Source organism: Nocardia pseudovaccinii, assembly GCF_050942345.1.
GTDB classification, from domain to species: domain Bacteria; phylum Actinomycetota; class Actinomycetes; order Mycobacteriales; family Mycobacteriaceae; genus Nocardia; species Nocardia pseudovaccinii.
Window position 1 is genome coordinate 2127210 of record NZ_CP192074.1, and the last position, 14723, is coordinate 2141932.

Below are 14723 nucleotides of genomic sequence, written 5' to 3' on the forward strand. Positions count from 1 at the left end.
AGATGATGCCGGAATGGAACCGGATCGGACCCTCGTGGAGCAGCGTAAGCGTTGTGCCCGTGCTAATTTGACGTTCGTGGACGCGGTGAGGAGCGGCGCGCCTGCGACTTGGGGTGAGGACGGCAGCAGGTGAGAATCCAACCGAGGCAACAGATTCTGGATGTGTGGCGCGCCATGCTCGCCGCGTGCTGGGATGGCACGGACTGGCGCTGGGGCGGTCGGATGGACGCCAACTCTATCAGCGATTCCGAACAGTTGCTCTGCCTGCTGTATCCGGCCACCGAGATCGATATCTTCGCACTGGACAATCCGGATCGCATGGAGGACGACGTCAGTTCGGTCCTCGAACCGCTCGGCGGTCCGAAGCAGATCGGTAGCTTCGTGGTCTGGCTGCTCGAGCGCTACATCGAGCAGAACACCCGTGACGACGGGCAGCCGGACTTCTCCGCGGGCAGCTATCTGCGCTCCGCCGATGAGCGCGAACCCAATACGGCGCAGCGTGGTATCGAGGTCGTCGACTCGTACTCGATGTCGCTGACCGTCTGTATGGCAGGCCTGCGCTTCTTGCGCGCCTTCCGCGGTTGGGCGCGACCAGGGGAACTGACACAGCGGATCGATATCCTGTCCGGGCAACTCAGTGCGCGGCTCACCGCGGCGATGACCGGACTGGTCCGCAGTTTCGTCGTCAATACCGTCAAGCCGAAATCCCCTGAGGGACAGGCGATTCTGGGGATGCTGAATCAGACCGGCGAGCCCGAGCAGGGCATGGTCGACGGTGTGCGGCGCAGTCTGGAACGGGTACGGGCGCGGTTGCGCAGTGATGTCACCCTGGGCCAGGAGGAATCGGTCAAGGAGCTCGAGGACGAGAATCTGCTGTTCGAATGCGGGTGGAGTTGGGGTGTGGCGCGCGATGCCACCGAGGTCGACTTCGTCGAGGCGCAGATCGCGAGTGAGAAGGGCATCGCCGATCCGCGCCCGTATCTCTATTTCACGGTCGTCGCGCTGGACGGCATCAACGACCTGGTCTCCCCGCGCACCGGTGAACTCGGTCTGCTCGACGAGAAACAGCACCGGCTGGCCCAGGCCCTGCGTACCCGCTGGGAGTTGACCCAGCGCTACTGGTCGACGGTCGCGCGGTTCGGCTCGGGCAGCTGGCCGCTGGAGGATATTCCGTGGCGCACCTCCGACGGCGAGCAGTCGGACTACTTCAGTCTCATCGTTTCCGCGGTATTGATCCAGGATCTGGTCGCGCGCACCGCCTCCGATGACGACTTGACAAGGGCCGTAGCCATTTTCGACGAATTGGCGGGCCGAGGCCGGATCATTCGCCGGACCATGCGCGAAGACCCCGCCGTCGCGTTGCACACTCCCGGCGTGCGACTGACCCTGCGCGGCAGTGAGGGTGTCGAGGACGGACCGACACTGCAGTGGGAGGTTTCGGACTTCTCGGCGGTGCTGCTCAAGCGAATGTTGCAGGCGGCCAGGCTGTCCAACAATGTCGCGGCCCGCGACAAGCTGATGGAATTGGCCAAATCGGTGATGGAGCATCTGGATCGGCGCATGCTGCGGGCCGGTGCGCCCGGACTGTGGGACGACCCGGCGGGCGCGTTCGGGGAGAACGGCGATGCCGAGGTCACCCGGCCGTCCTGGTACATGACCGAACGCGTCGTCGAATGTCTGGTGGCGGCGGACCGCACCTACCGTGAACCGCCGCCCAACTGGCCGGATCTGCAGGACGTCGCGCGGGTCATGCTGAATACCGCCGAGCATCGATTCGATCAGGAGATGCTCGGTGTGAGCATCGACGACACCTCGGGCAACCGGGCCGCGCTCGATCGCGTGGAGGACCATATCGATCAGGCCAGGCGGTTGGTGCGCGAGGATTCCGCGACCACCTTCGTGCACGCCCTCGACGCGCTGCGCCAACTCGACCGACTGGCCGCCGCCCGCCGCGACGCGACAAGGAACCCCTAGCGCATGATCGTGTTCGCGACCTCCGACAAGGGCGGCACCGGCCGCTCGGTGACCAGCTGCAATCTCGCCTATCGGATGTGTGTGCGGGGTAAGCGGGTCGCCTATCTGGATTTCGATTTCGGTTCCCCTACCGCGGGTGCGCTTTTCGAGATCAGCGGTGTGGAGCGAGGCATCACCGGTGGCGACGGCCTGCATTCCTATTTGCTCGGCCGCGGCGTCGCCACTCGAATCGACGTGCGGGACAATACCGATCGTCGCGAATTACGCAAGATGCGTACGCGAACCGGCAAGCTGTTCCTGTTGCCCGGCGATGCCGGTGGCGCGGAGTTCACCAAGATCGATGACCGTACCCTCGACAACTGCGCCCAGTTGCTGCTCGAACTCGATCAGGACTTCGACGTGTGCATTGTCGATCTCAGCGCGGGACGCTCGGTGGCGATGGAAATCGCGCTCAAGGCAACGGCTTTGCCGCAGCTGGCCGCGCGAACGGTGCGCTGGTTGGTATTTCATCGCTGGACCCGGCAGCACATCATCGCCGCACACGGTCTGGTGCGCGGACAGTACGGGATCCTCGATTGCGGTGCGGGCGCGGGCCACGACCCCGAGGTACTGCTGGACAACATCAGGTACGTGCGCACCGCGGTGCCGCAATTGAACGAGGCGACCGAATCCCCTGGGCCGCAGGCGGCTTGGTTACACCAGCAGGACTCCATGTTGAAACGGCTGGCATCGACGAACAAGGTCGGTGCGAGCGCGATGCTCGGCGAGACCCCGGTCGAGCCGGTATTGCAATGGCGCGAACAGCTGATTCTGGATATCGACGTGCAGAAGGAAATTGCCAACAAGGCAACCGTCGAGGCCTTCGACACGCTCGCCGATCGCGTGCTCGATCCCGCGACCTGGCGCCGGATCTGAATCGACCGAACTCGAGAACACCATCCTGGAAAGGGATTTCGAGCATATGGAGCATGCCGCAGGCTACAGCGAGGCCACCGAGCATCCGCGCGTCGCCAAGGTGCCGCTGTCCCATGTGTCGATCGAGGTCGGACATTTCTATATGCACGATCTGGCCAATGGCGAGGAGAAGATTCGCACGCAGTTTCGTCGGATCGTGCCGCTGGTCACGGCATTCACCGAGGCCGCGAAAATCGAATTCGGTCCGCGCGCCAGGGTGAGCACCTGCTTTCTGGTCGACGACTATTTCCGGTCCGACACCAATCCCGGCGAAATCCTCGACAAATTGCTGCGCAATGCCGACGAATGTGGTTTGAGCATCGACTATTTGGCGCGCGAGGCGGGCTGCTGGGAGGTTCCGGCCGCCGAATACGGCGCGGTGAGCGCGCCGCGTATCGAGCTGGCCGAGTTGGTCCGCGCCCGCATCGTGGCCGAACCGCCCGAGGGCGCGAACGGACGCAGACCACCCACCGCGGAATCCGGCTGGCTGTGCAATGGCCGACGCGCCTCCGATGATCCCTCGGAACAGGCCATGCACGACGAGCCGTACGAACCGGCCGAGGAGTTCGGGCGGCGCGAGCATTCGATTTTCCTCGATGTCGAAATGTGGAGCAAACAGACCCGGAAGGTGAACGGGCGCAAGGAAGTCTTCACCAAATGGTCCTGCCCGTATCTGGCCTCCATCTGGCAGTTGCTGCGACTGGGCATGCTGCGTTTCGACGGTATGCCGGTGGTCGAGCCGCAGCCGTGGGAGGCGGGTATGCCGTGGCCGAGCAGTTGGTGGGAGATGCCCGCGGTGGTCCAGCTGAATCCGCGGGCAAAACCTTTTGCCGCATATCGGTCACTTTCGCTGCTGCCGCAGCGATATCTGGGTATCGAGCACGCGGTGCGCGTAATACTCGATCACATCCAACTCGACGACGAAGTGGTGGATCAGATCGTCGCCAGGGGCAACGAGGAGGGTATCGACGTATCGCGCAAGGTGACCGAACGCCTCACCCATTTCCTGCTGGACGGATCCTGACGTGAACGAACCGAACGATTCGGCCGCGCGCCGGATGCGCACGGCCCGCTCGACGCCGCATCTGAGGCAGCTGCGTCGTGGCCGCGCCGTGCGCCTGCTGGTGCGCGCTGGTGCGGCACAGACCAGGACACCCGCCGGCCCACTGATCGTGTTCGGTGAGGTGGACACCTGCCTGCTGCCCGCGGCGGCGCCGCTGCCGCGCGGTGATCTCGAGCAACTGCTCGAGCTCGTGCCGGGCCGTCCGATGCTGTGGCGGGAGCGCCCGATGTCGCTCGCGGTCTCGCCGACCACCGCCGAGGGCGTGGATTGCCGGTTGGCTGCCCCTTCGCATCCCGATGTGCGGGCGATCGGCACGGTGGCAACGCACGCGGTCGTGGTCGGCGGACGGGTGCTGCAGAGTTCGGCGCAGACCAGAGTCGTGCGCGCCGCAGGCGATCAGCGCCGGACGTGGTCGCATTATCTGAGCCAGGTCGGGGTGTCCGAGGTGATCACCAAGGTCACCGCCGAAACCGGCGCCCGGCTGGCCGAGGGCTTCCTGGCCGCGGGCCCGCCGCCGGTGGGCACCCTCGATCTCGCGTCGATCGCCAATCGGCTGCTCGGCCGCATTCGGATGGATCACCGCCTCGATCAGAACACACCGGTGCAATCGGGGACGACCAGGCTGCGCTGGGCGGCGCGGATCGGTGATCCGGCGCAGCCGGTGGTGTGGTTCAGGTTGCAGAACGATACGGTCCGCACCGCGTTGATCACCGTTCGCACCGAGGCGGAACTGGCCGATGTGCAGCGGTTCTGTGAGGATCTCGCGGTGCACGATTGGCTGCTGTCGGTCACCGCCGCGGCGCTGGAGCAGTCCGATGGTTACCCGCAGGGCAGTGCGGAGTCGGTGGGGGTGCTGGCCCCGGTGTTGCACCATCTGGCACATCTGTGGGTGCCCGGCGCGCATACGCCACCGGCGCTGCGCGGGCTGTGGACGCAGCTGAATACCGATCCGGATTTCACCGCGGGACGGCGCGCATTGATCGATCAGCTGCACAATCGGGTGCTGGTGGCGACACTGGATGCGATGCGGCACACCAGAATCGGCACCGAGGACTACAGTGCGGATTAGCCGCCGCGGCGCGATCAGATCCGGAACCATCGCCGGACCAGCAGTGCGAAGAACAGCGAATTGAGCACGAGTCCGGCGTAGGCCTCGATGACCAGCAGTGTCCGCCCGGAGCCCCTGATCTCCTCGAGATCGCCGAGGCCGAGTGGATTGAGGTAGTTGATCAGGCACATGTGCAGTGCGGTCGGGATCGGCTGGCCGTCGGTGGCCCACAGCACGACGGTGCCGATGAGCAGTACGGCGGCGATCCAGCAGAGCAGCCGGAACGGCCGAAAACCATAGCCGCACAGCACTTCCAGGGTCCAGTGCGGGATCCGCTTCCAGACCTGATCGACAGCGCGGCAACGCGCTTGCGCCAAGGCGTGCCCGCAGCGGTCTTGTGCGTCGAAGTCCTCCTCGACACGGTGCAGTCCCACCGCGCGTTTGAAGGCCAGCACGGCATGGTGGGGCAGGTCGGCGGCGACCAGCGCGCGGCCGAGATGCTCATAGATTTCGGCGATCCGGGTGTTCTGGGTGCGGCTCAGCCGTCGTGGTCCGCGGAATTCGACCTCGGCGGCGAGCAGCGCCGTCAAAGCGCGCAGACGGCCGTCGCCGTCCGCGGCGGGTTCCCGTGCCGCCGTGTAGATGTGGGAGAAGACCAGGCTGTCGCCGGGCTGGGAAATCTTCACCGGGTCGTAATCGAGTTCCAATGTCTCGACATGGGTGTTGAAGGAGTCGAGGAGTCGCTGTTCGGCTCCCGCTCCGGCCTGTTGGAAGTATTCGGCGATCTCACCGGCGTACCGGTCGGCATGTCGATCGATCAGCATGGTCATCGAATTGACCGCCTTCTCGGCGGTGGCAGGTGACAGTTGGGATAGGCCCGCGTATTCGGTCATCGTGTATTCCCCCGGGTGCAGCCGTCGCGTTCGACGTGATAACCACCATACCAACGCGATTCGACTATCAATCCGGTGCGCGACCGCCCTTGAGCCATCGCTTGTCGCTCGGCCCGGGGAACTGCGAGGTGGTAGGCCAGCGATCGATGCGGTGTACCAGCACATCTCGCGGTTCGTCCGCGCCGAAGTAGCGCTGTTCGTATCCGGCCCAACGGAATCCCGCGTTCTTGTACAGCTTGACCGTGCGCTGGTCCGTCGGTCGCACCGTGAGGTATACCGAATCCGCCTGTGCGGTGCGGCAACTCGTCACGGCCCGGTCCAGCAGCGCGCGGCCGAGGCCGCGATTGCGGTAGTTCGGTGCGACCGCGAGACCCATCACCCAGCCGCGCCGCCGGGTGCCGACGCCGACGAGTGCGTAGCCGCGCACTCTGCCGCCGATTTCGGCCACCACCCAATCGGGTCCGTGCAGGTCGAACAGCTGCCGCAGCGTCACATACGGGTAGCACAGGTCGCCGAAATGTTCTCGCTCCAGCGCGGCGATATCGTCGAGATCCGCCAATCGTGCGGTCCGGAACACCGGTTCCCCCGCCCCCTCGGAATTATCCAATGCCCACCCTCCCGGTGTGAGGCTGCTTTCCAGCGTAAAGTGCTGGCGCAGTTGACGGACCGAGACCGCCAAATGCGATCCCTACTCAGTCGCGGGTGGTGCTGCGGATGGACGGCCGAATGCCGCGCTGGGGACCTCGTCCAGCGCGGCATTCGGGTCTAGCGGGTGATGTGGTTATACGTTGGCGTAGGCCAGTGAGGGGACGCGGGCCACGGCGAACGAGGAGCGCAGGTAGAAGAACCAGGTGACCGTGGCCATCACCAGGAAGGCGACGGCGTAGGCCCAGAAGGCCGGGTTCATGCTGTGGAAGTTGATGTTGGACAGGCGAAGTGCCTGCTGGAGCAGGTAGCCGCCGGAGGCGCCGATCGCGCCGATGACACCGATCGCGGCACCTGCTTGGCGCTTGGCCGAGGCGGCGGCGTCGGTGAGGTCGAGTCCGTGTTCGGATGCGTACTTCTTGGCCTCGGCGCTGAAGATGGACGGGATCATCCGGTAGGTCGAACCGTTGCCGATTCCGGTCAGCACGAACAGCAGCAGGAAGGCAACCAGGTAGAGCGGGAAGCTCTTTGCCTGCAGTCCGGCCATGATCAGCACACATGCGATCGCCATACCGCCGAAGACAAAGATGGTCATCTTGGCGCCGCCGACCTTGTCGGAGATCCAGCCGCCGAACGGACGGCTGAACGAACCGACCAGCGCGCCGAGGAAGGCGAGGTTACCGAGCGTGGTGATCCAGCCGATCTTGGCCAGATCCGGGAAGTTGGCCTTGATCAGCGTCGGGAAGGCGAAGGAGAAGCCGATGAACGAACCGAAGGTGCCGATGTAGAGGAACGACATCACCCACGTGTGCTTATTGGTCAGCGCCAGCTTGTAGGACTTGCCGTCGGCCTTGGCCGTGCTGATGCTGTCCATGTACCGAAGTGCGCCGAACATGGCGATCAGGATGAACGGCACCCAGACCAGCACCGACAGCGTGATGCCGAAGCGGTAGCCCGCCGCGTCCTTGGCCATGATGTGCGTGCCGAGGGTGATCAGCAGCGGCAGCACCAACTGGGTCTGCGCCACACCGAGATTGCCGCCCGCGGCGTTGATGCCAAGGGCCGCACCCTTTTTCCCTTCCGGGAAGAAGAACGAGATATTGGCCATCGAGGACGAGAAGTTGCCGCCGCCGAAGCCGGCGAGTGCGGCAAGCACCATGAACACCCACATGGAGGTGCCGGGCTGGTTCACGAAGTAGGCGAGGCCCAGCGTGGGGATGAGCAGCATGGCCGCACTGAACGCCGTGAACGCGCGTCCGCCGAATTTCGGAATGGCGAAGGTGTACGGAATGCGCAGTGCCGCACCGACAAGCGTCGGGGTCGAGGTCAGCAGCAGGGCATTGCTCACCGCGGTCGGGTTGCCCTTGCCGAGTCCGGCCAGGAAGTCGAAGCCCGCCAGGCCCATGCTGGTCACCACGGTGCCCCAGATGACCCAGACGCTGAAGCCGAGATTCTCGGCGAAGACGGAGAAGATCAGGTTCTTGCGGGCGGTGAGTTTGCCGCCCGATTCCCAGAATTCGGTGTTGTCCGGTTCCCAGTGATCCAGCCAGCGCCCCTTTTTCTGGTGCGTGAATGTTGGGGTGTCCGACTGCTGGCCGGTGGCAGCTACTGCGGCAGTCATCGGCTTCCTCTCGATCTGGCTCGGTGGGTTCGCCGAGCTGCGGTCGAGACAAAGGTAAAAGCCGGTTGTTGCGTGTGAATGGCCTGAAGTGACGTTCCAGGCAAATCCGACTCACATGGTGGCGAGCTGGTCGGTGACCTCTTGGTTACCTGTTGGGCGCACGAGTTTTCGGTCGGTTGACCAGAAGTCTAGCGGTCCGGATATTCGGCGATCAGCGAGGCGAGGAAGCACCGCGCGGCCTGGGCCGCGCGTTCCGGATCGCCATCGATGACGGCCTGCACCAATTCATTGTGCTCCGCGTCGTAGGCATCGTCGGATTTCGCGGTCCGCGCCCGGATCACCTGTTCGATAATCGGCAGCAGCGAATCGTAGAACTCCAGATATACCGCGTTGTGGCTGGCGACGACGATCGCGCGGTGCAGTTCCACATCGGCCTCGATGGCCGCGAGATTCTGTTCATCCCAGTGCTGCTGGCTGCGTTCCTCGAGCAGCCGCCGCAGATTGGCGATATCGGTCTCGTCGCGTCGGCGCGCGGCCAAGGCCGCGGCATTGGTGTCCAAGGCCATGCGCAGCTCCAGCACATCGCGTTCCTCCGCGTCGGCGAAGTACTTCGCGAGGGTGCCGCCGACCTCCGAGGCCGCTATGACATAGGTGCCCGAGCCTTGGCGACGCTCCAGCATCCCGGAGTGGACGAGAGCCTGCACCGCCTCGCGTACCGTATTTCTCCCGGTTCCGGTGAGCTCGGTGAGCTCGGGTTCGGTGGGGATTCGGGAGCCGATAGCCCAACGGCCGGAACGAATTTCGGCACGCAGCTGCTCGGTTACCTGGGCAATGAGGCTGGTCCGCCGGACGGGTTGCACGGCATCAGAGTACCGCCCGTCACAAATCCTTGCCTCCTATCATCGGGTCATCCTATGATTTCGCGGTGACTGCAACTCTCCCGGAAACCATGACTCGCCTGGAATCCGTCCGGGTCGAGCGGCGCAAACGTGCACTGACGGAAGGTCGGCTGCTCGTCCTCGCCGCCATCGTGATGTCCGCGCTCACCCTCCGGGTCGCCGTCACCGCTTTCTCGCCGCTGGCAGAGCGCATCGGCGCCGATATCGGTTACTCGACGGCCGTCGTCGGTGTCTTCGGCATGATCCCGACTCTGATGTTCGCGGTTTCCGGTCTGCTCACCCCGCTTTTCGTGCGCCGAATCGGGCTGGAGCGCACCGCACTCGTCGCGATGCTGATGGCCGGACTCGGCATGCTGATCCGGGCGGTGGTCGGCGGCACGGCCGAGCTGCTGATCTTCTCCGCACTGGCGCTCGGCGGTATGGGCATCGGCAATGTGGTGATTCCGCCGCTGGTCAAGCGGTATTTCCCGGACCGGCTCGCAGTGGTCAGCTCGCTGTACATCACCATGGTCCAGCTCGGCACCGTGGTGCCCGCGCTGATCGCGGTGCCGGTTGCCGATGCGCACGGCTGGCGGATCTCGCTGGGGCTGTGGGCGATTCTCGGCTTCGCGGCCGCGCTGCCGTGGCTCGGTGTGCTGCGCGATCGCCGCGGCCACGATCGGGTGGACAGCACGGCGCTGCCGTCACGGACCCAGGAGCCCAAGGGCAAGGTATGGCGTTCGCCGGTGGCCTGGGGCATGGCGGGCATGTTCGGCATGACCTCGCTGACCACCTACGCCATGTTCACCTGGCTGCCCAAGATCCTGTCCGAGGCGGGCGCGAGTGCCGGGTTCGGCGGAACCATGGTCGGAGTGTTCGCGCTGGTCGGTCTGGTGTCGGCGTTCACCGCACCGACGGTGGTCGCGCGGTTCCGCAATCCGTTCCCGTTCGTAGTGGGTTGTGCCGTCTTCTTTTTCACCGCATTCGCCGGACTGCTGATCGCGCCGATGACTGTGCCGTTGCTGTGGGTCGTGCTGTTGGGCCTCGGCCCGAGTACCTTCCCGATGGCACTGACGCTGATCAATATGCGCACCAGGACCCCGCAGGGTTCGGCCGCGCTGTCGGGCTTCACCCAGGGCGTCGGATATGCGGTGGCCTGCATCGGTCCGGTCCTGTTCGGCATGTTGCACAGCGCGACCGCGGGCTGGGCCGCGCCGTTCGCGATGCTTGTCGTCGCGGTGCTGGTGTTGCTCACCGGAGCCTGGCAGGCCTGCAAGCCGCGCATGCTCGAAGACACCTGGAATTGATCCCGCTTTCGAGTTGCGAGGTCGTGTGACCGCGCGCATGCTATGCGCGTCACACCTCACGGGCCGGTAATTCGAAGATCGGCTGTTTGTGACGTGTGGAAACCGGTGTGTCACCTGCCCGAAACATTTCGTTGAAACTCACCCGGCTTTCCCGGTAATCGTGAGCAACCGTTGATTTGACGGTCATTTGGGGCAGCATTTCGGCAATACCCGTTTCCTACCGTGGGGCTAACCGATTTTGGGAGGCCCCTGTTGAGCACGCTGACGCGTAACCACAACATCGAGCATTGGGATGCCGAGGATGTCGCGGCCTGGGAGGCCGGTGGCAAAGACGTCGCCAAGCGGAATCTGATCTGGTCGGTCTTCGCCGAGCACGTCGGGTTCTCGGTGTGGTCCATCTGGTCGGTCATGGTGCTGTTCATGCCCACCGATAAGTTCGGCATCGATCCGGCGGGCAAGTTCTTCCTGGTCGCCATGCCGACGCTGGTCGGTGCCTTTCTGCGCATTCCGTACACCGTGGCCACCGCGCGTTTCGGCGGTCGCAACTGGACGATCTTCAGTGCCACGCTGCTGCTGATCCCGACGCTGCTCACGCTGTACTTCATCAATCAGCCGGGCACCTCGTATACGACCTTCCTGGTGGTGGCGGCATTCGCCGGATTCGGTGGCGGCAACTTCGCCTCCTCGATGACCAATATCAATGCCTTCTACCCGCAGCGGCTCAAGGGGTGGGCGCTCGGGCTGAACGCGGGCGGCGGAAATATCGGCGTGCCGGTCATCCAGCTGGTCGGTCTGCTGGTCATCGCCACCGTCGGTAACACCCATGCCTCGCTGATCTGCGCGATCTACCTCGTGCTCGTGGCGCTGGCGGGTGTCGGTGCCGCGCTCTACATGGACAACCTGAAAAACCAGAAGGCCGATCTCTCCTACATGATCACGGCGCTCAAGGTGCCGCAGTCCTGGGCGATCGCCTTCCTCTATATCGGCACCTTCGGTTCGTTCATCGGCTACAGCTTCGCCTTCGGTCAGGTGCTGCAGATCAGCTTCAAGGCCGGTGGCGACACGGTCGCCCAGGCCACGCTGCACGCCGCGCAAATCGCGTTCATCGGTCCGCTGCTCGGCTCGCTGGCCCGCCCCTACGGCGGCAAGTGGGCCGACCGGATCGGTGGCAGCCGCGTCGCCCTGTACACCTTCGCCGCGATGACCGCGGCCGCGGTGCTGGTCGCGGTGGCGAGCACCGCGGGTGACCACCGGGGCGGCGTGCCGAGCGGTGCGGCGATGGTCGCGCTGGTGGTCGGATTCATCGCACTGTTCGTCGTATCGGGTATCGGCAACGGTGCGGTCACCAAGATCATCCCCTCGGTCTTCGACGCCAAATCCAAGAGCCTGGACGCGAGCCCGGCCACCCAGGCCGCCTGGTCGCAGAACACCTCCGGTGCGCTCATCGGTTTCGTCGGCGCGATCGGTGCGCTCGGCGGTGTCGCGATCAACCTCGTCCTGCGCTCCTCCTACGCCTCCACCAAATCGGCGACCACCGCGTTCTGGGTCTTCATGGCCTTCTACGTGGCCTGCGCCGCGGTGACCTATCTGGTGTTCCTGCGCCGCCCGCGCGGCGTCGTCGACTCCGAGGTCGTCACGGAGGCCGAGGCGCTCGTTCTCGAAGCCGAGGCAGGCAACCCGTCCCAGTCCACCAGCACGTCGGCCCGAGCCTGACGCCGAATCATCAACGGAGGACAGTCATGAACTCGACAGTCGACCCCACCCAGCGCAAGACCGTCGTGGTCGTCGGCCACGGCATGGTCGGGCACCGGTTCGTGGAGGCGCTGCGGTCCCGGGACGAGGCAGGTCAGTGGCAGGTCGTCATCCTCAGCGAGGAGCAGTTGCCCGCCTACGACCGCGTCGGACTCTCGTCGTACGTCGGTAACTGGGATGCAGCCGCGCTGGCGCTGCCCGGTAACGAATACGCGGGTGACGCCCTGGTCGAACTGCGCCTCGGCCAGACCGCGCAGTCCATCGACCGCGAGGCGCGCAAGGTCACCACGTCGGCGGGCGACACCATCGCCTACGACGCGCTGGTGCTGGCGACCGGTTCGTACCCGTTCGTGCCGCCGGTGCCGGGTCACGATCTGCCGGAGTGCTTCGTCTACCGGACCATCGATGACCTGGACGGCATCCGCGCGGCAGCCGCCGCGGCCGGACCCGGTGCGGCCGGTGTGGTGGTCGGTGGTGGTCTGCTCGGTCTGGAGGCGGCCAACGCGCTGCGCCTGCTCGGCATGACGCCGCATGTTGTGGAGTTCAACCCCCGCCTGATGCCCGCCCAGGTCGACGAGGGTGGTGGCGCCATCCTGGAGAAGCTGGTCGTCGATCTCGGGCTGCAGGTGCACACCGGTGTCGGTACCGCGTCGATCGAAACCGTCGAGGATGCGGAATCGGCTGAGCGCCTGAAGGTTACGCTCTCCGACGAGACGGTGATCGACGCCGGACTGGTGGTCTTCTCCGCCGGTGTCCGCCCGCGCGACCAGATCGCCCGCGACAGCGGCATCGAGGTCGGTCCGCGCGGTGGCATCATCACCGACCTCGGTCTGCAGACCTCCGATCCGAACATCTACGCGATCGGCGAATGCGCTGCGGTGGAAGGTGTTTGCTACGGCTTGGTCGCCCCCGGCTACACCACGGCCGAGATCGTCGCGGACCGATTGCTCGGTGGCGCAGGCGAATTCCCCGGCGCGGATATGTCGACCAAGCTCAAGCTGCTCGGCGTCGACGTCGCCAGCTTCGGTGATGCGCACGGCACCACCGAGGGCGCGCTATCGGTCGTACTGCACGACGCCGCCAAGGGCACCTACGCGAAACTCGTCGTCTCCGATGACGCGCAGATCCTGCTCGGCGGCATCCTGGTCGGCGACGCGACCGCGTACTCGGCGCTGCGTCCGCTGGTCGGGCGTCCGCTGCCCGCCGAACCGGCCGCGCTGATCTCGCCCGCAGGCGCCGAACTCGGTGCCGATTCGCTGCCCGACGATGCCCAGATCTGCTCCTGCAACAACGTTTCCAAGGGTGCGATCTGCGGGGCCATCGAAGAGGGCGCCTGCGATATCGCGAGCGTCAAGAAGTGCACGTCCGCCGGAACCTCCTGCGGCGGTTGCGTTCCCATGCTCAAGAAGCTGCTCGAGCAGTCCGGCGTGGAGATGTCCAAGGCGCTCTGCGAGCACTTCTCGCAGTCGCGGGCCGAGTTGTTCCAGATCGTCCAGGTCACCGGCATTCGCACCTTCTCCGCCCTGATCGCCAAGCACGGCACGGGCACCGGCTGCGATATCTGCAAGCCGACGGTCGCCTCCATCCTGGCCTCCACTTCGAGCGATCACATCCTCGACGGTGAACAGGCCGCGCTGCAGGACACCAACGACCACTTCCTGGCGAATCTGCAGAAGAACGGCACCTACTCGGTGGTGCCGCGGATGCCCGGCGGTGAGGTCACCCCGGATCAGCTGATCACCATCGGTCAGATCGCCAAGGAATTCGATCTCTACGTCAAGGTCACCGGCGGTCAGCGCATCGACCTGTTCGGCGCCCGCGTCGAACAGCTGCCGCAGATCTGGCAGCGCCTGGTCGACGTCGGCATGGAGTCCGGGCACGCGTACGGCAAGTCGCTGCGCACGGTGAAGAGCTGCGTCGGCTCCACCTGGTGCCGCTACGGTCAGCAGGATTCGGTCGGTATGGCCGTGCTGCTGGAGAAGCGCTACCGCGGCCTGCGTTCGCCGCACAAGCTGAAGCTGGCCGTCTCCGGGTGCGCCCGGGAATGTGCCGAGGCCCGCGGTAAGGACGTCGGTGTGATCGCCACCGAACACGGCTGGAACCTCTATGTCGGTGGTAACGGTGGTCTGACCCCGAAGCACGCGGTGCTGCTCGCCGGTGATCTCGACGACGAGACGCTGATCAAGTACATCGACCGGTATCTGATGTTCTACATCCGCACCGCCGACCGGCTGCAGCGCACCGCGCCGTGGCAGGAGGCGCTGGAGGGTGGCATCGATTACCTCAAGCAGGTCGTGTGCGAGGACAGCCTCGGAATCGCCGAGGATCTGGAGGCCGCCATGGCCCAGCATGTCGCCGGTTACCGCGACGAATGGGCCGCGGTGCTCGAGGACGAGGAGAAACTGTCGCGTTTCGTGTCCTTCGTCAACGCCCCGGAAGAGGCTGATCCGACCATTTCATTCGACGAGACCGGGGAACGGAAGGTGCCGGTGTTGCTCGGCATGCCGGAAATCCCGGTTGCCACACGCGGGCAATAGCCGCTTAACCCCGAAGAAACAGGACGCCGGTACCAATGGGTAAGGCGTTTG

Annotated in this window: 11 protein-coding genes; 7 read left to right on the forward strand and 4 right to left on the reverse strand. The window is 65.2% G+C overall.

The genetic code is table 11. From position 1 onward, the window contains the following. Positions 1 to 129: 129 nt before the first annotated feature. From ACQPZ2_RS09620 to ACQPZ2_RS09635, 4 genes are read left to right on the forward strand one after another with little or no spacing between them, the layout of a single operon-like run. Positions 130 to 1974 carry an SCO2524 family protein gene (locus ACQPZ2_RS09620; RefSeq protein WP_433525220.1) on the forward strand — a complete coding sequence of 615 codons (1845 nt, stop codon included), beginning with the start codon at positions 130 to 132 and terminating at the stop codon, positions 1972 to 1974. Between the two features lie 3 nt (positions 1975 to 1977). Then, positions 1978 to 2889, forward strand: coding sequence for an SCO2523 family variant P-loop protein (locus ACQPZ2_RS09625; protein WP_433525221.1), 912 nt, complete (start codon positions 1978 to 1980; stop codon positions 2887 to 2889). Positions 2890 to 2935: 46 nt separating this feature from the next. Continuing rightward, positions 2936 to 3952: an SCO2522 family protein gene (locus tag ACQPZ2_RS09630; RefSeq protein ID WP_040694812.1), complete on the forward strand. Its 1017-nt coding sequence runs from the start codon at positions 2936 to 2938 to the stop codon at positions 3950 to 3952. Between the two features lies 1 nt (position 3953). Next, positions 3954 to 5060, forward strand: coding sequence for an SCO2521 family protein (locus ACQPZ2_RS09635; RefSeq protein ID WP_433525222.1), 1107 nt, complete (start codon positions 3954 to 3956; stop codon positions 5058 to 5060). 14 nt (positions 5061 to 5074) lie between these two features. On the opposite strand, the gene ACQPZ2_RS09640 is transcribed toward ACQPZ2_RS09635, so the two are convergent. The 4 genes from ACQPZ2_RS09640 to ACQPZ2_RS09655 all read right to left on the reverse strand — a co-directional run bounded on the left by ACQPZ2_RS09640 (position 5075) and on the right by ACQPZ2_RS09655 (position 9058). Beyond that, positions 5075 to 5932, reverse strand: coding sequence for a hypothetical protein (locus ACQPZ2_RS09640; RefSeq protein ID WP_433525223.1), 858 nt, complete (start codon positions 5930 to 5932; stop codon positions 5075 to 5077). 67 nt (positions 5933 to 5999) lie between these two features. Continuing rightward, positions 6000 to 6539 (reverse strand): GNAT family N-acetyltransferase, encoded by a 540-nt coding sequence (locus ACQPZ2_RS09645; protein WP_433525224.1) that lies wholly within the window; start codon positions 6537 to 6539, stop codon positions 6000 to 6002. Positions 6540 to 6713: 174 nt separating this feature from the next. Continuing rightward, the gene (locus ACQPZ2_RS09650) at positions 6714 to 8198 is read right to left on the reverse strand and encodes an MFS transporter (RefSeq protein WP_433525225.1); all 1485 of its coding nucleotides are present in this window, start codon (positions 8196 to 8198) and stop codon (positions 6714 to 6716) included. Positions 8199 to 8386: 188 nt separating this feature from the next. Further along, complete coding sequence (locus ACQPZ2_RS09655) at positions 8387 to 9058, reverse strand: FadR/GntR family transcriptional regulator (RefSeq protein ID WP_387290001.1); 672 nt, start codon at positions 9056 to 9058, stop codon at positions 8387 to 8389. A gap of 65 nt (positions 9059 to 9123) precedes the next feature. Here ACQPZ2_RS09655 and ACQPZ2_RS09660 point away from each other — a divergent pair, with 65 nt between their 5' ends. The 3 genes from ACQPZ2_RS09660 (at position 9124) to nirB (ending at position 14672) form a co-directional block, all read left to right on the forward strand. Then, complete coding sequence (locus ACQPZ2_RS09660; protein ID WP_433525226.1) at positions 9124 to 10383, forward strand: CynX/NimT family MFS transporter; 1260 nt, start codon at positions 9124 to 9126, stop codon at positions 10381 to 10383. 249 nt (positions 10384 to 10632) lie between these two features. Beyond that, on the forward strand, positions 10633 to 12096 hold the full coding sequence (locus ACQPZ2_RS09665; RefSeq protein WP_433527378.1) for a nitrate/nitrite transporter: 1464 nt from the start codon (positions 10633 to 10635) through the stop codon (positions 12094 to 12096). 26 nt (positions 12097 to 12122) lie between these two features. After that, positions 12123 to 14672: a nitrite reductase large subunit NirB gene (gene nirB, locus ACQPZ2_RS09670; RefSeq protein WP_433525227.1), complete on the forward strand. Its 2550-nt coding sequence runs from the start codon at positions 12123 to 12125 to the stop codon at positions 14670 to 14672. Positions 14673 to 14723 lie beyond the last annotated feature (51 nt).

What these genes read in the sequence shown, in the direction of transcription:
- ACQPZ2_RS09625 (WP_433525221.1), top strand. Translation starts at nt 1,978, where the DNA reads ATGATCGTGTTCGCGACCTCCGACAAGGGCGGCACCGGCCGCTCGGTG.
- ACQPZ2_RS09630 (WP_040694812.1), top strand. Translation starts at nt 2,936, where the DNA reads ATGGAGCATGCCGCAGGCTACAGCGAGGCCACCGAGCATCCGCGCGTC.
- ACQPZ2_RS09640 (WP_433525223.1), bottom strand. Translation starts at nt 5,932, where the DNA reads ATGACCGAATACGCGGGCCTATCCCAACTGTCACCTGCCACCGCCGAG.
- ACQPZ2_RS09650 (WP_433525225.1), bottom strand. Translation starts at nt 8,198, where the DNA reads ATGACTGCCGCAGTAGCTGCCACCGGCCAGCAGTCGGACACCCCAACA.
- nirB (WP_433525227.1), top strand. Translation starts at nt 12,123, where the DNA reads ATGAACTCGACAGTCGACCCCACCCAGCGCAAGACCGTCGTGGTCGTC.